Below are 26,576 nucleotides of genomic sequence, written 5' to 3' on the forward strand. Positions count from 1 at the left end.
GGCCCGCCACCGGCCGCTTTTCCTCTCCGTAGTGCAGTCCGCCGCTTTCGGAGAGTAGTTGCGGCACGCCGCGGCACGCATCAACCCTCACGAAGGGTTATGGTGGAAACCCCCCCCTCGGGCCGGTCCGTATCCCCCCCACGGACCGGCCCGTTTTCTCTTTCCCCGGCCGCCGTCAGTTCCGGGCGGCCCAGATGTTGGTTCCCGCGGTGTCCACGGCGAAGGTGTCGATCTCCGTCAGCTCCTCGTCGGAGAGCGGCGGCGCGGCGAGCGCGGCCACGTTCTCCTCGAGCTGGCGCACGCTGCTCGCGCCGATCAGCGCGGAGGTCATACGCGGGTCGCGCAGCACCCACGACAACGCCAGCTGGGCCAGGGACTGGCCACGGCGCTGGGCGATCCCGTTCAGACCGTGGAGCCTGCGCAGCACGTCGTCGGAGAGAAGGCCGGGGTCGAGCGACTTGCCCTGTGCGGCCCTCGAATCCTCCGGGATGCCGGTCAGGTACTTGCCGGTGAGCAGGCCCTGCGCGAGCGGTGCGAAGGAGATGCAGCCCATGCCCGCGTTCTCCAGGGTGTCGAGCAGGTTGTCGCCCTCGATCCAGCGGTTGATCATCGAGTACGAGGGCTGGTGGATGAGGGCGGGGACGCCCATCTCCTTCAGCAGCCTGGCCGCCTCGGCCGTCTGCTCCGCGTTGTAGGACGACACGCCGACGTAGAGCGCCTTGCCTTGCTGGACGGCGGACGCCAGCGCGCCCATCGTCTCCTCCAGCGGGGTGTGCGGGTCGAAGCGGTGCGAGTAGAAGATGTCGACATAGTCGAGGCCCATCCGCCACAGCGACGCGTCCAGCGACGACAGCAGGTACTTGCGGGATCCCCACTCGCCGTACGGGCCGGGGTGCATCAGATAGCCGGCCTTGGTGGAGACGAGCAGCTCGTCCCGGTACGCGGCGAAGTCCTGGGCGAAGAGCTTGCCGAAGTTCAGCTCGGCCGAGCCGGGCGGGGGGCCGTAGTTGTTCGCCAGGTCGAAGTGCGTCACACCCAGGTCGAATGCGCGCCGCAGGATCGCACGCTGTGGTTCGAGCGCGCGGTCGTCGCCGAAGTTGTGCCACAGGCCGAGGGAGATCGCGGGGAGCCTGAGCCCGCTGTGTCCGCTGCGGCGGTACTCCATGGCGTCATAGCGGCTCTCGGCGGCACGGTAGGCGGAGCGGGAGCGGGGCGAGTGGGGGGAGGAGCAGGGGGAAACGTTCACGCTTCTCTGCTTATCACGGACTTGTGACAGACCGGGTTGGGCCCCTGCGGGGAGTGCCAAGTAACCTGACGGCATCGGGGGCAGCCGCAGCACGTGAGAGGCGTGCAGCGCGGCGGGCCGGGAGCCACGAGGATGGTGCGTGGCCGGCCCGGACGGAACCGAGAGGGTGGACTACGTGAACCTGCGCGACCTGGTGTACGGCCTCTACGAGCGCCGTGTGGAGGGCCGCCTCGACCACGCCCAGGTGCCGAAGCACATCGGCGTCATCCTGGACGGCAACCGCCGCTGGGCGAAGGCGTCCGGAGGCACGACGGAGCAGGGTCACAAGGCGGGCGCGGACAAGATCCACGAGATGCTCGGCTGGTGCGCCGAGACCGACGTCGAGGTCGTCACCCTCTGGATGCTGTCCACCGACAACCTGGACCGGCCCGAAGAGGAACTGGTCCCGCTGCTCGGCATCATCGAGAACGCGGTGCGCGGGCTCGCGGCGGACGGCCGCTGGCGTGTCCACCATGCCGGCACCATGGATCTGCTGCCCGCCCGCACCCAGGCCGTGCTCAAGGAGGCCCAGCAGACCACCGCCGGCAACAAGGGCATACTCGTCAACGTCGCCGTCGGCTACGGCGGGCGCCAGGAGATCGCCGACGCGGTGCGCTCGCTGCTGACCGAGCACGCCGCCAAGGGCACCACGTTCGAGGAGCTCGCGGAGATCGTCGACACGGATCTCATCGCCTCCCACCTCTACACCCGTGGCCAGCCCGACCCCGACCTGGTGATCCGCACCAGCGGCGAGCAGCGGCTCTCGGGCTTCATGCTCTGGCAGAGCGCCCACTCCGAGTACTACTTCTGCGAGGTCTTCTGGCCCGCCTTCCGTAAGGTCGACTTCCTGCGCGCCCTGCGCGACTACGCGGCCCGTCATCGCCGCTACGGCAGCTGACCGGCGCGCGCGCCGTACGAAGGCGTGCCTCGGAAGGGGCGCCTTGGGACACCCCCGGATGGCCCAACCACCTCACCCGTAATGTCTGTTCTATAGGCTTTCGGGCGGTTTCCTTTCGTTCCGCCTGCCACGCCATTGCCCCCCTGAAGCGGTGATTTCAGGCCGAGAGCCGCCCCTTGGCCGCCTCCTGCGCGGGCCCGGCGGGCCATAATCGCCCGGCCCGCGCGTTCATGGTCATGGCCTGTTCATCGACGCTTCGTCATATGCCCTGGCATGGCGGCGGGTGTTCGAGGGAATATTGCTTCCAGGTCGACATCCGGACAACAGGCCGGATGCCGTTCTGCTGCGGGTGGCGCCGAGCCGCCCGCCCGGGAGGCCCTTTGCGCCAGGACGACCGTGCGTTCGGCACGGAAGGAACGGAGGGCCGGTGCCCGGCCCGCGCATCGCGGCCGGACACCGGCCCCGTCTCCCCGCCTCCGGTGGGGGGAACTCCAACGCGCGACGTCGTCGCACCCCGATCTCAGCCGAGGGGGTACGTCCTTCCGTGGTGAACAGCACTAAGCGCCGCATGCCCGACAGGCGCACATACGTTCTCGACACGAGCGTTCTGCTGGCCGATCCGAACGCCATGGCCCGGTTCGACGAGCACGAGGTCGTGCTCCCGATCGTCGTGGTCACGGAGCTGGAGGCCAAGAGGCACCATCCGGAGCTCGGTTACTTCGCCCGGCAGGCGCTGCGCCTGCTGGACGACTACCGGATCCGGTTCGGCCGGCTGGACGCACCCATCCCCATGGGCGACCTCGGCGGCACCCTCCGCGTGGAGCTCAACCATTCGGACCCCGGTGTGCTCCCCGCGGGCTACCGGCTGGGTGACAACGACACGCGGATCCTCGCGGTGGCCCGGAACCTCCAGGCGGAGGGGTATGACGTCACCGTCGTCTCCAAGGACCTGCCACTGCGGATCAAGGCCTCGTCCGTCGGACTCCTCGCCGAGGAGTACCGGGCTGAGCTCGCCATCACGGACTCCGGCTGGACCGGGATGTCCGAACTGGCGATTTCGGCCGAACAGGTGGACCTTCTCTTCGAAGAGGAGACCCTGTATCTGCCCGAGGCCGCCGAGCTGCCCGTCCACACCGGTCTGGTGCTCCAGTCCGAGCGCGGCAAGGCGCTCGGGCGGATCACGGCCGAGGGGAACGTACGCCTGGTGCGGGGCGAGCGGGAGGCCTTCGGTATTCGCGGGCGCAGCGCCGAGCAGCGCGTCGCCCTCGACCTGCTGCTCGACCCTGAGGTCGGCATCGTCTCGATGGGCGGCCGGGCGGGCACCGGCAAGTCAGCGCTGGCCCTGTGCGCCGGCCTGGAAGCGGTGCTCGAGCGCAGGCAGCACAAGAAGGTGATGGTGTTCCGCCCGCTGTACGCGGTCGGCGGGCAGGATCTCGGCTATCTGCCGGGCACCGAGGCCGAGAAGATGAGCCCGTGGGCGCAGGCGGTCTTCGACACGCTCTCGGCGGTGGCGGGCCGAGAGGTCATCGAGGAGGTGCTCAGGCGCGGCATGCTCGAGGTGCTGCCGCTCACCCATATCCGCGGGCGCTCGCTGCACGACGCCTTCGTCATCGTCGATGAGGCCCAGTCCCTGGAGCGGAATGTCCTGCTGACCGTGCTGTCCAGGATCGGGGCGAACTCCCGGGTCGTCCTCACCCACGATGTGGCGCAACGGGACAATCTGCGCGTGGGTCGCTATGACGGAGTCGTCGCCGTCGTGGAGAAGCTGAAGGGGCATCCGCTGTTCGCCCATGTGACGCTCACCCGTTCGGAGCGCTCTCAGATCGCCGCGCTGGTGACCGAAATGCTCGAGGATGGAGCTACCTGAAAGAGGATGATCCACATTGATGGATTTTAGCCGAATTAGGCAGAGTTCGATCAGGTTTGATCTGGTCTGCTTCGGTTGTCCGTCAAGGTAGTTGGCGCCGCCCGGCGAAGCGAAAAACCTTAGCCGGGCGGCGCCGTGCTGTGCGGGCGTTTCCTTAAAACCCGTGGGGCAAACGGGGTGTGAGCTATCCCACGTAACGAGGAATTGCCTTGCGCCCTCGCCTTCCGGCAGAGTCTTGCTTCCGTCAGGCCCCGCATACGGCACACCTGCATCCTCAGGGATGCGGAAACCAGACAACTCAACAGACTCCGCCGTATGCCGCCCGAGCACCACGCGGCGCTCCCGCAAGGGAGTTGCCCACCGGGCCCGCGCCCCCCGTGACCTAGCAAGTAGGGGTGCCAGTGTCAGGGGCACGATTGCGTCCGTGAGGTCACCTGTGCGGGCGCTGCTGGAAGGAAACCGTGTGAGCCGGATCTCGGTCCGGGGATTCGCGGTGGCGTCAGCCACTGCGGTCACCACTGTCGGCGCCGTCGTTGGCGTGGCCTCGGGTACTCCGCAGACCACGGACAACGACTTCGAGGCCTCCGCCGCGGACGCGACGCTGCTCGCGGACATCCCCGTAGGCGAGCAGGCCCAGGTGCAGGTCGCGTCTCTGTCGCAGCAGGCAGACGCACAGGCCGCCGCCGCGGATGCGGCTGCGAAGAAGTCGGCGGAAGAGTCGGCTCGTGTCCAGGCCGCCAAGGACGCCGAGGCGAAGAAGAAGGCCGCCGACGAGAAGGCCGAGCGCGAGGCTGAGGCACGCGAGAGCGCAAGCCGTTCCGCCGTCCGCTCCGCCTCCAGCTTCGCGAAGCAGTCGTCGTACACCGTGGCCGAAGTCCAGGCGATCGCCCGCCAGATGATGCCGGGCGACCAGTTCCAGTGCTTCAGCAACATCGTGGACCACGAGTCCAGCTGGAACTACCACGCGGACAACCCCACCTCCGATGCCTACGGCCTGGTCCAGGCGAACCCCGGCTCGAAGATGGCCTCGGTCGCCCCCGACTGGCAGACCAACCCGGCCACCCAGATCAAGTGGGGCCTCAACTACATGAACGAGCGCTACGACAGCCCCTGCGGGGCTTGGTCGTTCTGGCAGGCCAACCACTGGTACTAGGCCTTGCGGCAGTAGCTCTCAGCACTCTGGAACCCCCCGCCGTCCTATGGCGGGGGGTTTCGTGCGTGTACGGTCGTGGCGGACCCCGGGGGGAGAGGGAAGCGAGATGTCGAGAATGCCAGGGTGGCTGCGCCGGTTGGGCACCGGGATGAACCGCTGGGGTGAACGCCTCGAAGAACGGCGGGCCGCCGCCGTCCGGGACGACAACGGTCTGATCGTCAACGGCGGTGCGGAGGCGACGGCTCAGGGCTCAGCCGCGCCGGCGGACCATGTGCCGCCGCCCCCGGCGTACGCACCCGCCGTCGCCGCCAAGCCCGACCCTGTCTCCACCATCCCCTGGGGAATGCGCGTCGCGGCCGAAGCGGGCTGGCGGCTGCTGGTGCTCGCGGGCACGGTCTGGGTGCTGATGCGGGTGATCAGCGCCGTTCAGCTGGTGGTGCTGGCCTTCGTCGCCGCCCTGCTGATCACCGCTCTCCTCCAGCCGACCGTGACCCGCGTCAGAAGGCTCGGCCTGCCACGCGGGCTCGCCACCGCCGTCACCGCCGTCCTGGGCTTCGTCATCATGGGGCTGGTCGGCTGGTTCGTGGTGTGGCAGGTGCTGGACAACCTGGACAATCTCGCCGACCGGGTCAAGGACGGGATCGAGGAGCTCAAGCACTGGCTGCTCAACAGCCCCTTCCATGTGACCGAGCAGCAGATCAACGACATCGCCCAGAACCTCCAGAACACCATCGGCACCAACACCGAGGAGATCACCTCCGCCGGACTCCAGGGCGTGAGCGTGATGGTCGAGATCCTCACCGGGATGCTGCTGACGATGTTCTGCACGCTCTTCCTGCTCTACGACGGGAAGCGCATCTGGCAGTGGACCCTGAAGCTGGTCCCCGCTCAGGCGCGGCCCGGTGTCGCCGGGGCGGGCCCGAGGGCCTGGCGGACGCTGACCGCGTATGTGCGCGGCACGGTGGTGGTCGCCCTGATCGACGCGATCTTCATCGGTCTCGGCATCTACTTCCTCGATGTGCCGCTCGCCGTCCCGCTCGCGGTGTTCATCTTCCTGTTCTCGTTCATCCCGCTCGTGGGTGCGGTCGTGTCGGGTGCCCTCGCGGTCATCGTGGCGCTGGTCACCCAGGGCGTGTTCACCGCGCTGATGGTGCTGCTGGTCGTGTTGGCCGTGCAGCAGATCGAGGGCCATGTGCTCCAGCCGTTCATCCTCGGCCGGGCGGTACGGGTCCACCCCCTCGCCGTCGTGCTCGCGGTCGCCGCGGGCGGCCTGACGGCAGGCATCGGAGGAGCGGTGGTGGCCGTACCGCTGGTGGCGGTGACCAACACGGTGGTCGGCTATCTGCGCTCGTACGCCCAGGTGCACCCCGCCCACCAGGGTCCAGGACCGCACGGCGCGACGGCCATCGAAGTGGCTCCCACTCCGCCGCCGTTGCCTCCCTCCGCTCCGCCGTCGCCGCCGACTCCTCCGCCCGGGGACCGGGCTTAGGCGCTGCCGGGGCTCGCCCCCGTCCGCCCGGAGCGGTTCCGTCACTTCGGGGGTTCCTCGTCGGGACCGGGTGGTCGCACGGTACGCGTACACAGCAGGGCGCCCCCACCGGCTCGATGTACGAACCGGGCGGGGGCGCCCTGTGTGGTGATGCCTGTGCGGACTCAGCCGCCCATGACGGCTTCGGCCTCCAGCGTCGTGCCGACCGCCTGGATCACCGAGGCGATCTTGAAGGCCTCCTGGATGACGTCGCGCTCGACGCCCGCCTTGCGGAGCACCTGCTCGTGCGAGTCGAGGCACTGGCCGCAGCCGTTGATCGCGGAGACGGCGAGCGACCACAGCTCGAAGTCGGTCTTCTCGACACCCGGGTTGCCGATGACGTTCATCCGCAGACCGGCGCGCAGCGTCCCGTACTCGGGGTCCGACAGCAGGTGCCGGGTCCGGTAGAAGACGTTGTTCATCGCCATGATCGCGGCGGCCGACTTGGCGGCGGTGTACGCCTCGGCGGACAGGTTGGCCTTGGCCTCCGGCTCCAGCTCGCGCAGCACGATCGGCGAGCGCGAGGCGATCGCGCAGGCCAGCACCGTGCCCCAGAGCTGCTGCTGGGGGAGCTCGCTGTTGCCGATGACCGAGCCGAGGTTCAGCTTGAGGTCCTTGGCGTAGTCCGGCAGCGCGGACTTCAGCTCATCGAGGGCCATGCTCACTCACCGGCCAGCAGCTTGCCCGCGTCCAGGGTGTCCTCGCCCTTGGACCAGTTGCACGGGCAGAGCTCGTCGGTCTGGAGTGCGTCGAGGACCCGCAGGACCTCCTTGGGGTTACGGCCGACGGAGCCGGCGGTCACCATCGTGAACTGGATCTCGTTGTTCGGGTCGACGATGAACACGGCACGCTGAGCGAAGCCGTCCTCGCCCTCGATGCCGAGGTCGCGCATCAGCTCGTGCTTGGAGTCGGCCAGCATCGGGAAGGGCAGGTCACGCAGGTCGGCGTGGTCCTTGCGCCAGGCGTGGTGGACGAACTCGGAGTCGCCGGAGAACCCGAGGACCTGGGCGTCACGGTCGGCGAACTCGTCGTTCAGCTTGCCGAAGGCGGCGATCTCGGTGGGGCAGACGAAGGTGAAGTCCTTGGGCCACGCGAAGACCACCTTCCACTTGCCCTCGTAGGACTTGTGGGTGATCTGCTCGAACTCCTTGCCGCTCTCCAGCGAGACGCAGGCGGTCAGTTCGAAGGTGGGGAACTGGTCACCGACAGTGAGCACGCGCTCTCCTTGCAGTGGGAGGCCCTTTGTGGGGGCTCCGTGGGGTTGGACGGAGCATCAGCCTGTCACGGTGTGATCAATAGGGGGAAATCGAAGATGCCGACCGCATTGATAGCCATGTCCGATAGCCGGATCCCGATGGCCGCTGAGCGCATTGATCGTGGGGGCGGCTAGACTGGCCCGCTGCGATAGGGCTCGCTTATCAGTGGTGGGGGTGAAGTGGTGGCACACGGGGTAAGCCGGGGCAAACAGCCCAGTCTCGCGCAGCTTCGGGCCTTCGCCGCCGTGGCCGAGCATCTGCACTTCCGAGACGCCGCCGCCGCGATCGGGATGAGCCAGCCCGCGCTGTCGGGTGCCGTGTCGGCGCTGGAAGAGGCCCTCGGGGTGCGGCTGCTGGAGCGTACGACCCGGAAGGTGCTGCTGTCCCCGTCCGGGGAGCGGCTGGCGGTGCGGGCCAAGGCGGTGCTCGCCGCGGTGGGTGAGCTGCTGGAGGAGGCCGAGGCGGTACGGGCGCCGTTCACCGGGGTGCTGCGGCTGGGGGTGATACCGACGGTGGCGCCGTATCTGCTGCCGGCGGTGCTGCGGCTGGTGCGCGAGCGGTATCCGGCGCTCGACCTCCAGGTGCACGAGGAGCAGACCTCGTCGCTGCTGGACGGGCTCGGGGCAGGACGGCTCGATCTGCTGCTGCTCGCCGTGCCGCTCGGGGTGGCGGGGGTCAATGAGATCCCGTTGTTCGACGAGGACTTCGTGCTGGTCACCCCGCACGAGCACTGGCTCGGCGGTCGCGCGGACATCCCGCGCGAGGCGCTGCGGGAGCTGCCGCTGCTGCTGCTCGACGAGGGGCACTGCCTGCGCGATCAGGCACTCGACATCTGCCGTGAGGCCGGACGGGTGGAGAGCGCCCCGGTCACCACCACCGCGGCGGGCCTGTCCACGCTGGTCCAGCTGGTCGCGGGAGGACTGGGTGTGACGCTGCTGCCGCGGACCGCCCTCCAGGTGGAGACCGGGCGCAACGACCGCCTGGTCACGGGGTACTTCGCCGACCCCGCGCCCACCCGCACGATCGCCCTGGCGATGCGCTCGGGAGCGGCCCGCCAGGGCGAGTTCGAGGAGTTCGCCGTCGCGCTCCGGGAGGCCCTCGCGGACCTCCCGGTGCGGGTTCTACCTGACGGCGGCTGAACCGGAGAGCACCCGGCCCACTCGATGCTCACTCCGTGCGCAGCCCCTCAGGCCGCATCATCCGCAGCAGCGGTGGCAGGCTGAGCAGCGTCACCAGCAGCACCACCCCGGCGCCGAGTCCCGTCATCGCCGCGACCGTCGCCCAGTCGACCGCGACCGGCACCGCGACCATCTTCAGCAGCACCGCCCCCAGAGCCACGCCCACGGTCGTGGACAGGAACAGACCGAGCATGACCGGAACGGCCGTCTGCCACAGCACGGACAGGCTCAGCGTGGAGCGCCGGGTCCCGAAGGCGAGCAGCGCCGCCAGCAGCTTCCTGCGTTCGCGCAGCTGCTCGAGCTGGGAGACCAGCAGGCTCGCGCCGATCAGCAGCAGGACGCACGCGGCCCCGACGAAGAGCCCGGTGCGGATCGACGCGAAGCGGTTGGCCTGCACGCTGGTCTCGACGTGGAACGGCGTCATCATCGGATCGGCCTTGAGGATGGCCGTACGCGCGTGCTCGATGGCATCCGGCACCGACCTGTCCAACTGGACGTAGATGGTCGCGAAACCGTCCGAGGCGAGGCCCCGGGGCGCCGCGCCTGTCGTGGCCAGGATGCCGCTGCGTTTGACGCCCGTCGGGTCCTCGCGGCTCGCGACCTTCTTCGTGGACGCGGGCAGCGTCCAGGCGACCGGACTGGTCCCCTCGTCACCGTAGATGCGCCCCGTGTACAGCTTCCTGCCGAGCCAGGAGAGGGCGTCGTCCTCCGGAAGGAGGCCGCCCGTCAGGACGAAGGTGTCACCGTCCTTGCAGGACGGGAGGGTCGCGAGCTCGCGCAGTGCCGGGCAGCTGCCGACGGTCAGGGTGACGGACCGCTCAGGGTTCTTGGGGGTGAGCGCGGCATCGGACATGAGGAGCGAGGTCGCCTTGGCCACCCCCTTGGTCTGCCCGATCCGCTCGGCGAGGGCATCGCTGCGGGCAGCGGCCCCGGTCGAGGACGGAACCAGCACGTTGATCGCCGCACGGTCGGGGTCGGCGCCGGTGTTCCTGGTGTACGAGCTCTCCACGCCGGTGAACACCATCTGGAGCGCGATCGCCCCGGCGACGGCGACGCCGATCCCGTTCACCAGCCGGGCCGCGGCTCCACTGTTCAGCTGGAGGCGCCGCACGGCCAGTTGCCAGGACACGGAACCGGCGCCGCCGAGCCGGGTGACGACCGTCTCGACCAGCCACGGCAGCAGCGCGGTGATGCCGAAGAGCAGCAGCACCACCCCGCCGATGACCTGCCACTGGCTGAAATCGCCGCTTTCGTTGCCCTGTCCGACCATCGGGTACAGCAGGGCGAGGCCGACGACCGGCGGCAGCAGCCGGAGCACGATCCGCCGTCGCGGTGGCTTCGCCGTGCGGACCACGCCCAGGGGTTCGATCACCACACTCCGCAGGGCGAACAGGGTCACCATGACGGCCGCCGCGGGTACGGCGAGGGCGACGAGCGCCGCCAGCCAGGGCGCGGGGGTGATGTCCGAGGGGAAGACGCTCACCTGGTACAAGTCGATCCCGGCCGCCGACTGGCGGGCCGCGGCGAAGAAGCCGGCGCCCAGCACCAGACCGATGAGGGCCCCCGCGAGAGCCTCACCCGCCGCGATCCGGTGGGTCATCCGGGCGTCCGCACCGACCAGCCGCAGCGCGGCGAGGCGGCGGTCGCGGCGCTCACCGCCGAAGCGCACGGCGGCGGCGATGAACACGGCGACCGGCATCAGCAGGGCGACGAACACCAGCAGGATGAGCAGCGTGAGGATCGGGTCCAGAGCCTCCGGCTGAGCCGAGTTGTCGAATCCGGTGACCCTGGGCACCTTCCCGTCCACCGGCTTCAGGGTGCCGTCGCCCGCGTAGTAGAGGAGCTCGGCGGGACCGACCAGGCCCTCGTCCCCGATGACGGAGGTGATCCGCTGGTCCAGCCGCTCCCGTAGCAGCGCGCCGTCCTTCGACTTCAACAGGGCGTTGAGCGCCGGGGACACGGCCATCTCACCGTCCCCGGGGAACTCCCGCAGCCCGGGTGGGAGGGGCGCGTCCGGTCCCTCCGGCTTGAGGAGCCTGCCGTAGACCTCGTCCTCGTGGAAGCGGGTGTCGGCCTCGGCGATGAGCAGGGTGTCCCGCCCGGGTGCTTCCGCGGTGGGCGCGGTCGCGTCGCTCCGGGCATCGGTGCGCGCGTCCCGTGCCGCCATCGCGTTCGGGATCGAGGCCGTGACCAGCAGGAGCGCCGCACCGAGACCCACGCCGACACCGGTGAGCAGGGTGCGGGTCCAGCCCTCCCGGCCGCCGCCGATCGCGAACCTCGCTCCCATGAGCAGGTCGCGGATCCAGATCCTCGCGGTCATATGGCCCGCTCCATGTCCCGGGACTTGCCGTCGCGTACGACGATCTCGCGGTCGGAGTAGGCGGCGACCCGCGCCTCGTGGGTGACGAGCACGACCGCGGCGCTGGTGGACCGAGCCGCGTCGGTGAGGAGTTGCATCACCCGCTCGCCGTTGAGGGAGTCGAGCGCTCCGGTCGGCTCGTCCGCGAAGAGCACCCGGGGGCCGGTGACGAGTGAGCGGGCCACGGCGACGCGCTGGCCCTGGCCGCCCGAGACCTCCCCGGGGCGCTTGGCCGCCAGCTCGGCGACCTCGACGCGCTCCATCCACTCCAGCGCGGTGCGTTCGGCGTCCTTGCGCCGGGCGCCGTTCAGCCGCAGCGGAAGCGCCACGTTCTCGACACAGGTCAGTTCGGGCACCAGCTGTCCGAACTGGAAGACGAAGCCGAACTCGCCGCGGCGCAGCGCGCTGCGCCCCGCGTCGTTCATCGCGGACAGCTCACGGCCGTTGTAGGTGATGGTGCCCTCGTCGGGGGTGACGATCCCCGCCAGGCAGTGCAGGAGGGTCGACTTTCCCGAGCCCGACGGGCCCATCACGGCGACGACCTCGCCGGGGTGGATGGAGAAGTCCGCGCCGTCGAGCGCGTGTGTGGGCCCGTACGCCTTGCGCAGGCCGTCGGCCACGAGGAGGGAACCGGCGGGGGTCATGCGGTGACCGCCTTCGCGAGCTGGTCGAGACGTGCGCTGGTCAGCTCGAGCCAGCGCAGATCGGCCTCGAGGTGGAAGAGTGCGTGATCGCAGATGAGCTGGTCGGCGAGGTCGCCCCGGCGCTTGCGGTCGGTGAGTATGCGCATCAGTCGCAGATGCTCCGAGCGCTGGGTGTCCAGCAGTTCGGCGGCGCTGCGACCGGTGAGCAGCGCGAGGACGACCTTGGTGTAGAGGGTCGACTGGAGATACGGCTCCGGCTTCTCGGGCGACGCGAGCCAGCGGCCGACATCGGTGATGCCCGCCTCGGTGATCGCGTAGCGCTTGCGCTCGGGGCCGCCGCCGGCCTCGATGCCGTCGACCTCGACGAGGCCGTTCTTCAGCAGGCGCGACATCGTCGAGTAGACCTGCCCGTAGTGCAGAGGCCGGTCGTGGCCGAACTTCTCGTCGAAGGTGCGCTTGAGGTCGTAGCCGTGGCGTGGGCCGGATTCCAGGAGCCCGAGGAGGGTGTGACCGATGGACATGACGACGACTCTACACACCGCGTATACACGCCATGTATACGCGGTGTGTGTAGTCGCTTCTCGGCCCGTCGTTTCCGCAGGCCAGGCTCGATTGTCACGATTCGGAACCGGCGCTCCCCGAGCCTGCGGAGGTGCTTCAGGACGGCTCGGACTCCGGGCGGGACTTCGGCGGCCGCCCCCGCGGGGGGATCGGCCGGACCCCGCCCGGCAGCCGCCCCGTCTCCGACAGTGCCCGCCGCAGCAGGAACTCGATCTGCGCGTTGGCGCTGCGCAGTTCGTCGGAGGCCCACCGGGCCAGCGCCTCGTAGACCACCGGGTCGAGTCGAAGCAGCACCTGCTTGCGCTCAGGCCTGCCGCGCCCGGGCTTCCCCCGTTCGGGTTCCGCGGGCTCGGGTCCGCCGCGTTCCGGCTGGTCCCGGTCCGGCCTGGGGTCGGTCACTGGTACAGGCTGCCCGTGTTGAGGACGGGCTGCGCGGCGCGATCCCCGCACAGCACCACCATCAGATTCGACACCATGGCCGCCTTGCGCTCCTCGTCCAGCTGGACGAAGCCCTCCTCGCCGATCCGGGCCAGGGCCGCCTCCACCATGCCGACCGCCCCGTCCACGATCTGCCGGCGGGCCGCGACCACGGCGCCGGCCTGCTGGCGCTGGAGCATCGCGGAGGCGATCTCGGGGGCGTACGCGAGGTGCGTGAAGCGGGATTCGATGATCCGTACCCCCGCCGCCTCGACCCGCGCGTGCAGTTCGACCGCGAGCTTCTCGGTGATCTCCTCGGCGTTCCCGCGCAGCGAGAGGCCGTCCTCGTCGTGTGCGTCGTACGGGTACTCGATGGCGATATGCCGTACGGCCGCCTCGGTCTGGGTGGAGACGAACTCCAGGAAGTCGTCCACCTCGAACAGCGCCTGCGCGGTGTCCTCGACCTTCCAGACCACCACCGCGGCGAGTTCGATCGGATTGCCGTAGGCGTCGTTGACCTTGAGGACCGCGGTCTCGTGGTTGCGGACCCGGGTGGAGATCTTCTCCCGCGAGGTCAGCGGGTTCACCCAGCGAAGCCCGTCCGTGCGGATCGTGCCGCGGTAGCGCCCGAAGAGCTGCACCACCCGGGCCTCGCCGGGCGCCACCATGTTCAGCCCCGCCATGGCGAGGAAGGACGCGATGACGACAAGCACCCCGAGCACGATGAGCGCCGCCTTCGCGCCGCCCCCGGCGGCCGCGGCACCCGTGGCGATCAGCCCGACCCCGAGCGCCAGGCCGACGAGTCCGAGCAGCAGCGCGAGTCCGCCGCCGATGCTGTGCGCCGTGAACTCCCGCACCCGTGGTTCGGGCATCTCGGGTGCGTCCGTCGGCAGAGATGTGCTGGTCGCGGGCATGTCCGTCCCCCGTCTCCCCGGTCGCAAGGGCGCCCGGTGTCGCTATCAATGTGATTACACATTATCGGATACAGCAACCCTGCGCACCAGTTGTGAGTCGGTTCCATTGAGGCGGGTGCTGATTCTCACGTCCGGAAAAGACCGGATGACGTGCTCTTTGTCATGAGGAGCGGTGCTAGCTTTCTGAGCTGATTTTCCAGACGACCTTGACGACGTAGAAGAGCGGAGCAACGGGGCCATGGGCCGAGCGGATGCGCGACGAGCCCGGCAGCGCGGGGCGCGCCGGGTCACGAAGAAGGCGGGCATACGCCGCTTCTTCACCTGGAGGAAGGCCCTCGGGACGTTCCTCGGTCTCTGCCTCGCCGTGATGGGGGCGTTCTTCGTCATCTACTGGATGGTCCCGGTGCCCGTCCCGAACGAGCAGGCCCAGCTCCAGAGCAACGTCTACAAGTACAGCGACGGCAAGATCCTCGCCCGTACGGGCAAGGTCAACCGCGAGATCATCCCGTTGAACAGGCTCACCAGGGAGGTGCAGCGCACCTTCGTCGCCGCCGAGAACAAGACCTTCTACGACGACTCCGGCGTCGACCTGAAGGGCACCGCCCGGGGTGTGTTCAACACCGTCACCGGCAAGGGCAAGCAGGGTGGTTCGACCATCACCCAGCAGTACGTCAAGAACTACTACCTCAACCAGGACCAGACGGTCACCCGCAAGCTCAAGGAGCTGGTGATCGCCCTCAAGGTGGACCAGGAGAGCGGCAAGGACGAGATCCTCGCCGGCTACATCAACACCAGCTACTACGGCCGCAACGCCTACGGCATCCAGGCCGCCGCCCAGGCCTACTACCGGGTCGACGCCGAGAAGCTGAACGTCTCCCAGGCCGCGTATCTCGCCGCGCTGCTCCAGGCGCCCAGCCAGTACGACTGGGAGGTCGCCTCCCCGAGGTCCAAGAAGCTGGTGCAGGAACGCTGGAACTACGTGCTGAACAACATGGTCGAGATGGACTGGCTCGACGCGTCCAAGCGGGCCGGTCTGAAGTTCCCCGAACCCCAGAAGACCAAGGCCGCGCCCGGAATGGAGGGCCAGACCGGCTATCTCATCGCGGCGGCCAAGGCCGAGCTGGAGAAGCGTTACGAGGTCACCCCGGAGCAGATCGAGGCCGGTGGCTGGACCATCACGCTCAACATCGACCGGAAGAAGCAGGAAGCCCTCAAGAAGGCCGTCCAAAAGGAGCTCGAGTCCAAGCTCGACCGCACGGGCGACAAGCGCGACGCGACCGTGCAGGCCGGAGCGACCTCCGTCGACCCGAAGACCGGCCATGTCGTGGCGATGTACGGCGGAGTCGGTGCCACCGAGCACTGGCTGTCCAACGCCACCCGGCGTGACTACCAGCCCGCGTCCACCTTCAAGCCCGTGGTGCTCGCCTCCGCTCTGGAGAACGGGGCCGAGACCCAGGACGGCGAGAAGATCACGCTGAAGACCCGCTACGACGGCACCAGCAAACGGCCCGTCGAGGGCAGCGACGTCCCCTTCGCCCCCGAGAACGAGGACGACGAGGACTACGGCTCCATCACCGTCCAGAAGGCCACCAACAACTCGGTCAACTCGGTCTACGCCCAGATGATCGTGGACGTCACTCCGTCGAAGGCGAAGGAAACCGCGCTCGCTCTGGGGATGCAGGACGGCGACGGCTGGCCCGAGCAGCCCGCGATGTCGCTCGGCACGATGGGCGCCTCCACCTGGGACATGGCCGGGGTCTACGCGACCTTCGACAGCCATGGCAAGAAGGTCACACCGTCGATCGTGAAGGCCGCGGCACACAAGGACTGGCCGGACGGGAAGGTCCAGATCCAGGACGGGGTCGGGGACCGGGTGCTGAGCCGGGAGGCGGCCGACAGCGTCACCAAGGTGATGACCGGCGTGGTCAAGAACGGCTCGGGCCGCAACGCCCAGGGCGACTACGCGGCCGCAGGCAAGACCGGTACCTCGGAGAACAACAAATCGGCGTGGTTCGTGGGCTACACGCCCGAACTGGTCACCGCCGTCGGACTCTTCGGTGAGAAGCCCGACGGCACCGGACAGGTCACGCTGACCGACACCGTCAACGAGGGCCGCGCCAACGGTGGTGGCGTGCCGGCCCTGGTCTGGCAGCAGTACACGACCGACGCTCTCGGCGGTGGCTCCGACGAGCAGTTCGACCTTGACGTCCCCGACCTCGTCGCCGATGAGCCCGAGCCGTCCGGCTCGCCGAGCGACAAGGGCGACAAGAAGGACAAGGGCGACAAGGAAAAGGACAAGGACAAGAACAAGGACGAGAAGCCCGACCGGGACCGTCCGAGCGACGACCCCGACAAGCCGGGTGACAACGCCGGTACGGACGACGGTGGGACCGACAACGGCGGTACGGACGACGGTGGGACCGACAACGGCGGTACGGACGACGGTGGGACCGACAACGGCGGCACGGACGACGGTGGGACCGACAACGGCGGCACGGACGACGGTGGGACCGACAACGGCGGCACGGACGACGGTGGGACCAGCGACGGGGTGACGACCGGTGCGTCCGGTGGCCGCAAGCCGTCGACGACGGGATAGCAGACGGTCAGGGCCGAGTACGTGAGCGGGGCCAGGCGCATCGGCGCCTGGCCCCGCTCACGTACTGCCGCCCGTCAGCCGGGCGTCGCCAGCTCGAACCACACCACCTTGCCGGTCGACAGCCGCGTCGCTCCCCACCGTCGGGCCAGCCGGTTCACCAGGAACAGTCCACGGCCGCCCTCGTCCGTGTCGCGCGCCCGCCGCTGCCGGGGCAACTGAGGCGAGTCGTCGCCCACTTCACAGCGCAGCACATCCGTACGCAGCAGCCGCAAGGTGACCGGCCGCTCCGCATAGCGCACGGCATTGGTGACCACCTCGCTGACCAGCAGCTCCACGGAGTCGGACAGCTCCTCCAGATCCCACCGGGCCAGTGCCCTGCGGGCGAGCCTGCGGGCCCGGCCTGGAGCCTGTTCCTCCGGCTCCAGGTACCAGTAGGCGACATCGCTCGGCGCGATCCCGTCGAAGCGGGCCGCGAGCAGGGCGATGTCGTCGTCGCGGTCGCCGGGACCGAGCACGTCCAGCACGTCGTCGCAGAGCGCCTCGAGCGGCGGGGAGTGGTCCGGACCGGTGAGCTGGGCGGTCGCGGCCAGCCGCTCCCTGAGCTGCTCGATCCCGGTCCACACGTCCCGCAGTCGCGACTCGACCAGCCCGTCCGTGTAGAGCAGCAGCGTGGCTCCGGCGGGCGCGTCCAGCTCGACGGCCTCGAAGTCGACCCCGCCGACGCCGATCGGGGCTCCCGGAGGCACCCGCAGCACCTCGGCCCGGCCGCCGAGGTGCAGCAGTATCGGCGGCGGATGGCCCGCGTTCGCGATGGTGATCCGGTGCGAGACCGGGTCGTACACCGCGTACAGACAGGTCGCCATGCGGTCGCTGCCCAGCCGCTGGGCCTGCTCGTCCAGGTGGTGCAGCACCTCCTGCGGCGGCAGGTCGAGACCCGCGAGGGTCTGGGCCGTGGTGCGGAGCTGGCCCATGATCGCCGCCGAGGTCATCGAGTGGCCCATCACGTCCCCGACGACCAGCGCCACCCGGCTCCCCGGCAACGGGATCGCGTCGTACCAGTCACCGCCGACCCGGGCGGTCTCGGCCGCCGGGAGATAGCGGGAAGCGAGCCGCACACCGGTCGGCTGGGGCAGGCCCTCGGGGAGCATGGTGCGCTGGAGTTCGTCGGCGATGTACGCCTCACGGCCGTACAGCACCGCCTTGTCGATGCCGAGCGCGGTGTGGGTGGCCAGCTGGGCGGCCACCAGGAGGTCGTTCGGTTCGAAGGCCGGCCGGTCCGGCCTGCGCAGGAAGATCGCCGCGCCGGTGACCCGGCGCCTGCCGCGCAGCGGGGCGAGGATCGCGCGATGGCCGGTCGGGAGGGTCTTGCCGTCGCCGAGCAGCTCCGGCAGGGCGGCGCGGGCCGCCGCGGAGTCCCCGAAGACGGGCCGTACGCCCCGCAGCACCTCGGCGAGTGCCCCGCCGGCCTGCACCTCGCACAGCTCGGCCGCAGGCAGATCCGCCTGCGGATTGAGCACCGGCACCTGGACGGCGTTGGTGACCAGCGCGTTCTCAGTGTCCTCTTCTGTTAAACGCAGCCGGTCGGTGCGGCGCAGCCGCAGCACGAACGGCGAGACCGGTCGCTCGTCGCCGACCGGCAGCGGATCGCGCAGATAGACCAGGATCGCGTCCGAGAACGTCGGCACGGTGGCCCGGCACAGCCCCAGCACGATCTCGTCCAGGTCGATACCGCGCGCGATACGCCGGGTCGCGGCGCCCACGAAACGCAGCCGGTCGCCCTCGCGCCGGGCGACACCGGCCGGGTCCTGCGGCGGGCCCGACGCGCCCGACGGCCCCGGGGGGCCCGCCTTGCCGCCCGGGCCCGGTGCGGCGAGCGGGGCCGGGACTGAGGCCGCGGGCGGCGTCGTGGAGGCGGTCTGGGGCGCCGAGGCGGCCGGGTTCGCAGGGGTGGCCGGGTTCTGGGAGGCGGCCTGTACCGGCGACTGGGCGGGCACGCTCCCGCCCGACGGCGTGGCGGCGTGCGCCCCCGCCTCATGCCGTGGCCGGGTGCGCTCCTGAGGCCGGGCAGCGAAGGGCTGCCGGCCTTCATGGGAGGTGGGATGCTCCGTCACGCGTGGGATTCCGTCCGTCCGGGCCGGTGGTACGAGGGCAGGGCCGGTCTTCCGGATCGTGCCGGACACGTCAGGTAGCCGGACCGTGGCATCTCGGGTGCCGCTGTGGGTGTCCCCATGGCCCGGGGCGACAACGTCCCAGGGCCTTCGCTATACCCCATACCCACTCCGGGCGGGGCGTCGACACATCGGGGGAGATCCGGGCCCACATCAAGCACGGTCTGCTCCCCCTCGTGATGACTTGCGGTCAGTTCCAGTGCGGTGCTGAGTCGTTGCCGATTCGTCGTGCCGTCGTCGTTCCGGTTCGCTGTGCGATCGCTGTGCGATTCCCTGCGATGCGTTGTGGCGAGGTGACCTTGCGGAGGACGATCCTACGTTTGAACCCCGGGGGCGCATCAAGGGTCTCACGACGACGTCATGCCGACCTGTACTCCGGCGTGTGATTCCAGTCGGCGGGCAGCTCGGGGACCGCCCACCCCGGATCGGGCCGCCAGTCCTCCCAGCCGTCCGAGAACGGCGGCCCCCATGAACGGATCACCTCGACGGCCGACTGCCCGGCCGCCCGCACCCGCAGTGCCTGCCGGGCGTCCATCAGCCCGGCCTGCTGCGCCTGCGCGAACTCGTCCTCGTCCAGCCAGCACCAGCTCCGGTCCGGGCGGACCGCGATATCGAGGAAGTGGTCCTCCGAGTCGACCCCGCCGGCCCACCGGGTGCGCGGTTCCTCGAGGTTCACGTACCAGTTCTTGAACTGCCAGTCGCTGTCCCAGAACAGCCAGACCGACCAGGGCTCCTGCGGCCTGGCCAGCTTCAGCACCCCCATACCGGACCAGCGTCCCCGGGCCGTGGTGCGGGGCGCGGTGTAGCGGGTGGCGAGCGGCTCCTGGTGCACCGGACTGCCGTCGCTGAGCACAGGCCGTACGCACTCGGTGTCCGGCGCCATCCACACGGCCAGCACCTCGTCGGTGTCCTCGACCACGGTCACGGGGCGGCAGATGTGGACGTCGCCGGAGGAGTTGCCGCGGTAGCGCCAGAGGATGTGGTCCCCGGGCGCCCAGTGCGGGAAGTCTGCCGTACCTGTCATGCGCAGATCTTAGGGGTACGGTGCGGGGCGCGCTGCGGTGCAGGTCACGGGCCTTCACGTCAGGGATGCGTCATCCGCAGCACGTCCAGCGCCTCGTCCAGCTGCTCCAGTGTCAGATCTCCGCGCTCCACATACCCGGACTCCAGCACCACCTGACGGATCGTCTTCCGCTCGGCGAGGGACTTCTTGGCGACCTTCGCGGCCTCCTCGTAGCCGATGTACTTGTTCAGCGGAGTGACCACGGACGGCGAGGACTCGGCGTACTCCCGGGCCCGCTCCTCGTTGGCGGTGATGCCGTCGACGGTGCGGTCGGCCAGCAGCCTGGAGGAGTTCGCGAGCAGCCGTACGGACTCCAGTACGTTCCTGGCGATCACCGGCAGCATCACGTTCAGCTCGAAGTTCCCCGCTGCTCCCGCGATGGCGACGGTCGCGTCATTGCCCATCACCTGGGCCGCCACCATCAGCACCGCCTCGGGGACCACCGGATTGACCTTGCCCGGCATGATCGAGGAGCCCGGCTGGAGGTCGGGCAGGGCGATCTCGGCGAGTCCGGTGCGGGGACCGCTCGCCATCCAGCGCAGATCGTTTGCGATCTTGGTGAGGGAGACGGCGATGGTACGGAGCTGCCCCGAGGTCTCCACCAGACCGTCCCGGGCGCCCTGGGCCTCGAAGTGGTCACGGGCCTCGGTCAGCGGCAGCCCGGTCGACCGCGCGACCTCGGCGATGACGGCCGCGGAGAAGCCGGCGGGGGTGTTGATCCCGGTCCCCACCGCCGTACCGCCGAGTGGCAGCTCGGCCAGCCGGGGTAGCGAGGCCCGCAGGCGCTCGGCACCGTAGCGGATCTGGGCGGCGTAGCCCCCGAACTCCTGACCGAGGGTGACGGGCGTCGCGTCCATCAGATGGGTGCGCCCGGACTTGACCACCCCCGAGAACGCGGCGGCCTTGCGCTCCAGCGACGCGGCGAGGTGCTCCAGGGCCGGGATCAGGTCGCGGGTCACCGCGGCCGTGGCGGCGATGTGGATGGAGGACGGAAAGACGTCGTTGGACGACTGCGAGGCGTTGACGTGGTCATTCGGGTGAACGGGGCGTCCGAGGCGCTCACCGGCCAGGGTGGCCAGGACCTCGTTGGTGTTCATGTTGGAGGAGGTGCCCGAGCCCGTCTGGAAGACATCGACCGGGAAATGCTCGTCCCAGCGCCCCTCGGCGACCTCCTCCGCCGCGTCCTGGACGGCCTCGGCGATGTCCTTGTCGAGCACCCCGAGCTCCGCGTTGATCTTGGCCGCGGCGGCCTTGATACGGGCGAGGGCCTCGATATGGGCCCTCTCGAGACGCTGCCCCGAGACCGGGAAGTTCTCCACGGCCCGCTGGGTCTGCGCCCGCCACTTCGCATGCGCGGGGACCTTCACCTCGCCCATGGAGTCGTGCTCGATCCGGTAGCCCCGGTCGTCCTGGGCTTCGCCTGCGGTCTTGCGGGTGTCAGACATCTCCAAACCTCCTGAAAGGCTGAGCACTTGCCGGGACAGGGTGTATTCCCGGTTTCCCGGCAAGTGCTCAGCCGGAACTCAGAAGCCCGGAGCTCAGCCCGGTGCCGTCGCCCGAGGTCAGCCCAGACCGGGACCCCGCACCGGGATGCTGGCGAAGGTCGGCGCGGGTGCCGGGTTCTGGAAGAAGTCGTTGCCCTTGTCATCCACCACGATGAACGCGGGGAAGTCCTCGACCTCGATCTTCCAGACGGCCTCCATGCCGAGCTCCTCGTACTCGACGACCTCGACCTTCTTGATGCAGTCCTGGGCGAGCCGGGCCGCCGGGCCGCCGATCGAGCCCAGGTAGAAGCCGCCGTGCGCCGCGCACGCGTCCGTGACCTGCTTGCTGCGGTTGCCCTTGGCCAGCATGACCTTGGAGCCGCCCGCCGCCTGGAACTGCTCGACATACGAGTCCATACGTCCCGCCGTCGTGGGACCGAAGGAGCCGGACGCGTAACCCTCGGGGGTCTTGGCCGGGCCCGCGTAGTAGACCGGGTGGTCCTTGAGGTACTGCGGCATCTCCTCGCCCGCGTCCAGCCGCTCCTTGATCTTGGCGTGCGCGATGTCCCGCGCCACGACCAGCGGGCCGGTGAGCGAGAGCCGGGTCTTGACCGGATACCTGGTCAGCTCGGTGAGGATCTCGTCCATCGGCTGGTTGAGGTCGATCCTGACGACGTCTCCCTCCGACTCCAGGTGCTCGTCCGTGGTCTCCGGCAGGAAGCGCGCCGGGTCCGTCTCCAGCTGTTCCAGGAAGACACCCTCGGCCGTGATCTTCGCGACGGCCTGGCGGTCCGCCGAGCAGGACACGGCGATGGCGACGGGCAGCGAGGCGCCGTGCCGCGGCAGGCGCACCACGCGCACGTCGTGGCAGAAGTACTTGCCGCCGAACTGCGCACCGATGCCGATCTTCTGCGTCAGCTCGAAGACCTTCTTCTCCAGCTCCTCGTCACGGAAGCCGTGACCCAGCTCCGAGCCCTCGGACGGCAGCTCGTCCAGGTAGTGCGCGGAGGCGTACTTCGCGGTCTTCAGGGCGAACTCGGCCGACGTACCGCCGACCACGATCGCGAGGTGGTACGGCGGGCACGCGGCGGTGCCCAGCGAGCGGATCTTCTCCTCCAGGAACTTCATCATGGAGGTCTCGTTCAGGACCGCCTTGGTCTCCTGGTAGAGGAAGGACTTGTTGGCCGAGCCGCCGCCCTTGGCCATGAAGAGGAACTTGTACGCGCCGCCGTCGGTCGCGTACAGCTCGATCTGCGCGGGCAGGTTCGAGCCGGTGTTCTTCTCCTCCCACATGGTCAGCGGGGCCATCTGGGAGTAACGCAGGTTGAGCCGGGTGTACGCGTCGAAGATGCCGCGCGACAGGGCCTCCTCGTCGCCGCCCTGCGTCAGTACGTTCTGTCCGCGCTTGCCCATGACGATCGCCGTGCCGGTGTCCTGGCACATGGGGAGCACGCCCGCGGCCGCGATGTTCGCGTTCTTCAGCAGGTCCAGCGCGACGAACTTGTCGTTGGACGAGGCCTCGGGGTCGTCGATGATCTTGCGAAGCTGGGCGAGGTGCGCCGGGCGCAGATAGTGCTGGATGTCGTGGACGGCCTCTTCGGCCAGCTTGCGCAGCGCTTCCGGCTCGACCTTGAGGAACGTACGCCCGTCCGCCTCGAAGGTGGAGACGCCCTCGGCGGTCACCAGGCGGTAGGGCGTGGCGTCCTCTCCCAGCGGGAGCAGATCGGAGTACTGGAACTCAGGGCTGGGCATGACGGCCATTCCTCACTCGGCAGACTGCGGCGCGGCCTCCGTTGGCGCGCGCGCCCACAAGCGTAAGACGCCCGTTGTCGTCCGGGCCTGTGAGGTAAGGCTCAGTTGGCGGGCCCGGTGGCGGAGGCGACCCGTCGACGGGGATCGCCCGGACAGGGCCTAGTCGCGATCTATCGCGTTTCGCTAGGCTGGTCACGTGGACCTCGAGAAGCGTGCATCAGCGGACTCCGGCCCGGTTCAGCCCCGGCCGCCCGTCGCTCCGGCCGGTACCGCGGACGCCGGAGCGATCCGTGCCTCCGACGCCGACCGCGACCGGATCGCGGACATCCTCCGCGAGGCGCTGGCCGAGGGGCGGCTCGACCCTGAGGAGCACGCCGAGCGGATCGACGCGGTCTACCGCGCCAAGACCGTCGGTGAACTCGAACCGATCGTGCGGGACCTGCCGTCGGCGCGGACCCGCCCAGAGCCGACGGCGTACGACTACGGCCCCGACGCGCCGGCAGGCCCGGTCGACAACCTGGTCGCGGTGTTCTCCAGCTCCACCCGCAAGGGCCGGTGGCGTGTGGGTGCGCGGACCAACGCCTTCGCGTTCTTCGGCAATGTCGAGATCGATCTGACCGAGGCCATGTTCGGGCAGCGCCTCACGGTCATCAACGCGACATCGATCTTCGGCAATGTCGAGGTGCGTGTCCCGGAGAACATCTCGCTGCGCGGCGGCGGCACCGGCATCCTCGGCAATTTCGAGGTGGTCGCACTCGAAGGCGCCGACCCGCAGGCCCCCGTGGTCGTGATCAACGGCTACTCCGTGTTCGGCAACGTGGAGGCGAAGCCGAAGCGCGGCAAGCGCGTGGCCGATCTCCACGACAGGCTCCGCGGGCACCTGGGGCACTGACGGCCCTCCCGGCTGCGGCGGTGGCCGGTGTCCCGCCGGCCCGGGGCGGGCTCTGAGGGCCCGTCAGCGCGGTACACGGATCTCGGCGCCACTCAGTGCATAGGCGCGCGTACAGCGGGTAGGCCTTGCTGCATCGTCTCCCGCTCGATCGCTTGACGTTCGCTCGATCCCTCGCGAAGCCGTCAGCCCAGCCGTCGTCAGTCGTCAGGAGTAGACCGTGCTGCAACTGCCGCATCAGCCCATGCAGGTAGCCGCCGTTCCGCCCCAGCGCACCTCTGCTCGGGAAGATCAGGACGCGCCCTGGCATACGGCGGCGGTGTGCCGCCGGGACGAAGCCGGGCTGTTCTTCGCCCCTTCCAAGGAACCGACCGCCGCGCGGCTCTCCCGCGAGGAGGCCGCCAAGCGCGTCTGCGCCCGCTGCCCGGTCATGGTGGAGTGCCGCGAGCACGCGCTGCTCCAGCCCGAGCCGTACGGGGTGTGGGGCGGACTCACCGCGGCCGAGCGCCGTGTGGTGCTGGCCCGTCGCAGGCGGCGTGAGACCGAGCTGAAGAAGCCCGCCTCTTCGGTGGCCTGACCGGCTGGTCGCTGACGCCTGACGCGCCGCGCGTGCGGAAGGGGCGTCTCCCGCCACGTCTGTGCGTGGTGGGAGACGCCCCTTCCCAGGGCTGCGGCCCCTACTGGGCGCGGTCGAAGTCGACGGCGCTGTACGCGCGCAGCTTCGACAGCCGGTGCCACGAGTCGATCTGCCGGATCGTGCCGGACTTGGACCGCATCACCAGTGACTGCGTGGTCGCGGTCTCCGCGCGGTAGCGCACACCACGCAGCAGCTCGCCGTCGGTGATGCCGGTGGCGACGAAGAACACGTTGTCCCCGCTGACCAGGTCATTGGTGTAGAGAACCCGGTCGAGGTCGTGACCGGCGTCGATGGCGCGCTGTCGCTCCTCCTCGTCCTTCGGCCACAGCTTGCCCTGGATCGTGCCGCCGAGGCACCTGATGGCACAGGCGGCGATGATGCCCTCCGGCGTACCGCCGATGCCCATCAGCATGTCGACACCGGTGCCGTCCCGCACGGCCATGATCGCGCCCGCGACATCGCCGTCCGAGATGAACTTGATACGCGCGCCGGTCTCCCGGATCTCCTTGACGATGCCCTCGTGGCGGGGCCGGTCCAGGATGACGACGGTGACGTCCTCGGGGGAGGAGTTCTTGGCCTTGGCGACCCGGCGGATGTTCACCGCGACCGGTGCGTTGATGTCGACGAAGTCGGCGGCCTCGGGCCCGGTGACCAGCTTGTCCATGTAGAACACGGCGGACGGGTCGAACATGGTGCCCCGGTCGGCGGCGGCGAGCACCGCGATCGCGTTGGGCATGCCCTTGGCGGTGAGGGTCGTGCCGTCGATGGGATCCACGGCGATGTCGCACTCCGCGCCGGTCCCGTCGCCGATGCGCTCTCCGTTGAAGAGCATCGGGGCTTCGTCCTTCTCGCCCTCCCCGATCACGACGATCCCGTTCATGGACACCGTGTGCACAAGGGTCCGCATGGCCTTGACGGCTGCGCCGTCGGCGCCGTTCTTGTCGCCCCGGCCCACCCAGCGGCCGGCGGCCATGGCGGCGGCCTCGGTGACCCGGACGAGCTCCAGGGCGAGGTTGCGGTCGGGAGCCTCGGGGGAGACCTCAAGCTGGGAGGGGAGATTGTGCTCGGTCATCGGAGCGCACCTTCCTGTACGACGACGGCCGGAAAAAGCGAGGGTGATGTGACTCTATCGGTACGTCGACAAAATGAGCAGTGGGGCCCACGTTTGAGCGCTCAACCTTGATGCGACCATAGTGCCGTGGCAGGTATGCGAGGCAAGCAGACGGTACGGGGAATGATCCAGTCGCTGGCGGTGGTTCTGGGCGCCGCCTTCGTGGTCTATCTCTTCGTCCCGCACGACGACAGCGGGGATCCGGTCAAGGCGGTCGACTACCGCGTCGAGCTGCTCACGGCGCAGCGTGCCGCGCCCTACCCGGTGGTGGCGCCCGCGGGGCTGGAGGGCTGGAAGGCGACCTCGGTCTCGTACAAGCGACAGAGCGACGACAGGTGGCATCTCGGGTTCCTCGACCCCGACGGGCGGTATGTCGCGGTCGAGCAGTCCACCGCCCCGTCCGGCAAGTACATCCCGAGCGTGACCCAGCGGGCCCGGAAGACCGACCGCACCCAGCAGGTGGCCGGGGTGGCCTGGGAACGCTGGGAGGGCCCCAAGTACGACGCGCTCGTGCGGACCGGCGAGAAGGGGGCCACGACCGTCGTCACGGGGACGGCGTCGTTCGAGCGGCTCGCCGAGATGGCGGCGGCGCTGGAGTCCAGGAAGCCCTGACGCGCGGCGCCGGTGACCGGTGCGCGTGCGGCGGGGCGAAACGTATGGCCAGGCCGCGGCGCGTACGGCGAGGCCGCAGCACCTACGGCGGGGGGGGGGGGCCCCCCCCCGGGGGGGGGGGGGGGGGCGGGGGGGGGGGGGGGGGAGACAGCCCGGCCGGGGGGGGACGTCGGCCCCGGAGGCCCCCCGGCGGCGGCGGGG

The 26,576-nt window shown here is 69.8% G+C and carries 22 protein-coding genes; 9 read left to right on the forward strand and 13 right to left on the reverse strand.

The window, feature by feature from the left end:
• Window positions 1-175: 175 nt before the first annotated feature.
• Complete coding sequence (gene mgrA / locus ABZ532_RS08395) at window positions 176-1,246, reverse strand: L-glyceraldehyde 3-phosphate reductase (protein WP_361280435.1); 1,071 nt, start codon at window positions 1,244-1,246, stop codon at window positions 176-178.
• Window positions 1,247-1,421: 175 nt separating this feature from the next.
• Between mgrA and ABZ532_RS08400 the strand changes: the two genes are divergently transcribed.
• The 4 genes from ABZ532_RS08400 to ABZ532_RS08415 all read left to right on the forward strand — a co-directional run bounded on the left by ABZ532_RS08400 (window position 1,422) and on the right by ABZ532_RS08415 (window position 6,692).
• Entirely contained in the window at window positions 1,422-2,183 is a 762-nt protein-coding gene (locus ABZ532_RS08400) for an isoprenyl transferase (protein WP_361280486.1), read from the forward strand.
• 544 nt (window positions 2,184-2,727) lie between these two features.
• A complete protein-coding gene (locus ABZ532_RS08405) occupies window positions 2,728-4,050 on the forward strand; it encodes a PhoH family protein (RefSeq protein WP_361280436.1) in 1,323 nt (440 codons plus the stop codon).
• Between the two features lie 463 nt (window positions 4,051-4,513).
• A complete protein-coding gene (locus ABZ532_RS08410; RefSeq protein WP_361280487.1) occupies window positions 4,514-5,203 on the forward strand; it encodes a transglycosylase SLT domain-containing protein in 690 nt (229 codons plus the stop codon).
• Between the two features lie 106 nt (window positions 5,204-5,309).
• Window positions 5,310-6,692 carry an AI-2E family transporter gene (locus ABZ532_RS08415; RefSeq protein ID WP_361280437.1) on the forward strand — a complete coding sequence of 461 codons (1,383 nt, stop codon included), beginning with the start codon at window positions 5,310-5,312 and terminating at the stop codon, window positions 6,690-6,692.
• A gap of 164 nt (window positions 6,693-6,856) precedes the next feature.
• Here ABZ532_RS08415 and ABZ532_RS08420 read toward each other — a convergent pair whose 3' ends face one another.
• Window positions 6,857-7,390 carry an alkyl hydroperoxide reductase gene (locus ABZ532_RS08420; protein WP_361280438.1) on the reverse strand — a complete coding sequence of 178 codons (534 nt, stop codon included), beginning with the start codon at window positions 7,388-7,390 and terminating at the stop codon, window positions 6,857-6,859.
• Window positions 7,391-7,392: 2 nt separating this feature from the next.
• On the reverse strand, window positions 7,393-7,947 hold the full coding sequence (locus tag ABZ532_RS08425; protein WP_361280440.1) for a peroxiredoxin: 555 nt from the start codon (window positions 7,945-7,947) through the stop codon (window positions 7,393-7,395).
• 222 nt (window positions 7,948-8,169) lie between these two features.
• Here ABZ532_RS08425 and ABZ532_RS08430 point away from each other — a divergent pair, with 222 nt between their 5' ends.
• Window positions 8,170-9,126: a LysR substrate-binding domain-containing protein gene (locus tag ABZ532_RS08430; RefSeq protein WP_361280441.1), complete on the forward strand. Its 957-nt coding sequence runs from the start codon at window positions 8,170-8,172 to the stop codon at window positions 9,124-9,126.
• Window positions 9,127-9,154: 28 nt separating this feature from the next.
• Here the strand turns inward: ABZ532_RS08430 and ABZ532_RS08435 are convergent, their stop codons facing one another.
• From ABZ532_RS08435 to ABZ532_RS08455, 5 genes are all read right to left on the reverse strand, one after another.
• A complete protein-coding gene (locus ABZ532_RS08435; protein WP_361280442.1) occupies window positions 9,155-11,485 on the reverse strand; it encodes an FtsX-like permease family protein in 2,331 nt (776 codons plus the stop codon).
• A complete protein-coding gene (locus tag ABZ532_RS08440; RefSeq protein ID WP_361280443.1) occupies window positions 11,482-12,168 on the reverse strand; it encodes an ABC transporter ATP-binding protein in 687 nt (228 codons plus the stop codon). Before ABZ532_RS08440 ends, ABZ532_RS08435 begins: the two co-directional genes overlap by 4 nt.
• On the reverse strand, window positions 12,165-12,689 hold the full coding sequence (locus tag ABZ532_RS08445; protein ID WP_361280444.1) for a PadR family transcriptional regulator: 525 nt from the start codon (window positions 12,687-12,689) through the stop codon (window positions 12,165-12,167). Before ABZ532_RS08445 ends, ABZ532_RS08440 begins: the two co-directional genes overlap by 4 nt.
• Before the next feature lie 136 nt (window positions 12,690-12,825).
• Window positions 12,826-13,128 (reverse strand): hypothetical protein, encoded by a 303-nt coding sequence (locus ABZ532_RS08450; protein WP_361280445.1) that lies wholly within the window; start codon window positions 13,126-13,128, stop codon window positions 12,826-12,828.
• Window positions 13,125-14,060 (reverse strand): SPFH domain-containing protein, encoded by a 936-nt coding sequence (locus ABZ532_RS08455; protein ID WP_361280447.1) that lies wholly within the window; start codon window positions 14,058-14,060, stop codon window positions 13,125-13,127. Before ABZ532_RS08455 ends, ABZ532_RS08450 begins: the two co-directional genes overlap by 4 nt.
• A 238-nt stretch (window positions 14,061-14,298) precedes the next feature.
• Between ABZ532_RS08455 and ABZ532_RS08460 the strand changes: the two genes are divergently transcribed.
• A complete protein-coding gene (locus ABZ532_RS08460) occupies window positions 14,299-16,659 on the forward strand; it encodes a transglycosylase domain-containing protein (protein ID WP_361280448.1) in 2,361 nt (786 codons plus the stop codon).
• Between the two features lie 74 nt (window positions 16,660-16,733).
• Here the strand turns inward: ABZ532_RS08460 and ABZ532_RS08465 are convergent, their stop codons facing one another.
• From ABZ532_RS08465 to ABZ532_RS08480, 4 genes are all read right to left on the reverse strand, one after another.
• Complete coding sequence (locus tag ABZ532_RS08465) at window positions 16,734-18,770, reverse strand: SpoIIE family protein phosphatase (protein WP_361280449.1); 2,037 nt, start codon at window positions 18,768-18,770, stop codon at window positions 16,734-16,736.
• Window positions 18,771-19,185: 415 nt separating this feature from the next.
• Window positions 19,186-19,851, reverse strand: coding sequence for a DUF402 domain-containing protein (locus ABZ532_RS08470; RefSeq protein ID WP_361280450.1), 666 nt, complete (start codon window positions 19,849-19,851; stop codon window positions 19,186-19,188).
• Between the two features lie 59 nt (window positions 19,852-19,910).
• The gene (locus ABZ532_RS08475; RefSeq protein WP_361280452.1) at window positions 19,911-21,335 is read right to left on the reverse strand and encodes a class II fumarate hydratase; all 1,425 of its coding nucleotides are present in this window, start codon (window positions 21,333-21,335) and stop codon (window positions 19,911-19,913) included.
• Between the two features lie 117 nt (window positions 21,336-21,452).
• Window positions 21,453-23,135 carry a fumarate hydratase gene (locus ABZ532_RS08480; RefSeq protein WP_361280453.1) on the reverse strand — a complete coding sequence of 561 codons (1,683 nt, stop codon included), beginning with the start codon at window positions 23,133-23,135 and terminating at the stop codon, window positions 21,453-21,455.
• Between the two features lie 187 nt (window positions 23,136-23,322).
• Here ABZ532_RS08480 and ABZ532_RS08485 point away from each other — a divergent pair, with 187 nt between their 5' ends.
• Together ABZ532_RS08485 and ABZ532_RS08490 are read left to right on the forward strand one after the other, a co-directional pair.
• Window positions 23,323-24,018, forward strand: a complete 696-nt coding sequence (locus ABZ532_RS08485; RefSeq protein ID WP_361280454.1) for a DUF1707 domain-containing protein — start codon at window positions 23,323-23,325, stop codon at window positions 24,016-24,018.
• Between the two features lie 217 nt (window positions 24,019-24,235).
• Window positions 24,236-24,592, forward strand: a complete 357-nt coding sequence (locus ABZ532_RS08490) for a WhiB family transcriptional regulator (protein ID WP_361280455.1) — start codon at window positions 24,236-24,238, stop codon at window positions 24,590-24,592.
• Window positions 24,593-24,692: 100 nt separating this feature from the next.
• On the opposite strand, the gene glpX is transcribed toward ABZ532_RS08490, so the two are convergent.
• The gene (gene glpX, locus ABZ532_RS08495) at window positions 24,693-25,724 is read right to left on the reverse strand and encodes a class II fructose-bisphosphatase (RefSeq protein ID WP_361280456.1); all 1,032 of its coding nucleotides are present in this window, start codon (window positions 25,722-25,724) and stop codon (window positions 24,693-24,695) included.
• Window positions 25,725-25,850: 126 nt separating this feature from the next.
• Here glpX and ABZ532_RS08500 point away from each other — a divergent pair, with 126 nt between their 5' ends.
• On the forward strand, window positions 25,851-26,375 hold the full coding sequence (locus ABZ532_RS08500) for a DUF4245 domain-containing protein (protein ID WP_361280457.1): 525 nt from the start codon (window positions 25,851-25,853) through the stop codon (window positions 26,373-26,375).
• Window positions 26,376-26,576: the final 201 nt, after the last annotated feature.

Source organism: Streptomyces sp. NPDC019396 (assembly GCF_040632375.1).
Taxonomy (GTDB): domain Bacteria; phylum Actinomycetota; class Actinomycetes; order Streptomycetales; family Streptomycetaceae; genus Streptomyces.

Excerpts from the sequence above, each read along its gene's own strand:
- ABZ532_RS08420 (WP_361280438.1), bottom strand. The coding sequence starts at position 7,390 with ATGGCCCTCGATGAGCTGAAGTCCGCGCTGCCGGACTACGCCAAGGAC.
- ABZ532_RS08470 (WP_361280450.1), bottom strand. The coding sequence starts at position 19,851 with ATGACAGGTACGGCAGACTTCCCGCACTGGGCGCCCGGGGACCACATC.
- glpX (WP_361280456.1), bottom strand. The coding sequence starts at position 25,724 with ATGACCGAGCACAATCTCCCCTCCCAGCTTGAGGTCTCCCCCGAGGCT.
- ABZ532_RS08475 (WP_361280452.1), bottom strand. The coding sequence starts at position 21,335 with ATGTCTGACACCCGCAAGACCGCAGGCGAAGCCCAGGACGACCGGGGC.
- ABZ532_RS08460 (WP_361280448.1), top strand. The coding sequence starts at position 14,299 with ATGGGCCGAGCGGATGCGCGACGAGCCCGGCAGCGCGGGGCGCGCCGG.
- ABZ532_RS08455 (WP_361280447.1), bottom strand. The coding sequence starts at position 14,060 with ATGCCCGCGACCAGCACATCTCTGCCGACGGACGCACCCGAGATGCCC.
- ABZ532_RS08445 (WP_361280444.1), bottom strand. The coding sequence starts at position 12,689 with ATGTCCATCGGTCACACCCTCCTCGGGCTCCTGGAATCCGGCCCACGC.
- ABZ532_RS08435 (WP_361280442.1), bottom strand. The coding sequence starts at position 11,485 with ATGACCGCGAGGATCTGGATCCGCGACCTGCTCATGGGAGCGAGGTTC.
- ABZ532_RS08415 (WP_361280437.1), top strand. The coding sequence starts at position 5,310 with ATGTCGAGAATGCCAGGGTGGCTGCGCCGGTTGGGCACCGGGATGAAC.
- ABZ532_RS08440 (WP_361280443.1), bottom strand. The coding sequence starts at position 12,168 with ATGACCCCCGCCGGTTCCCTCCTCGTGGCCGACGGCCTGCGCAAGGCG.
- ABZ532_RS08480 (WP_361280453.1), bottom strand. The coding sequence starts at position 23,135 with ATGGCCGTCATGCCCAGCCCTGAGTTCCAGTACTCCGATCTGCTCCCG.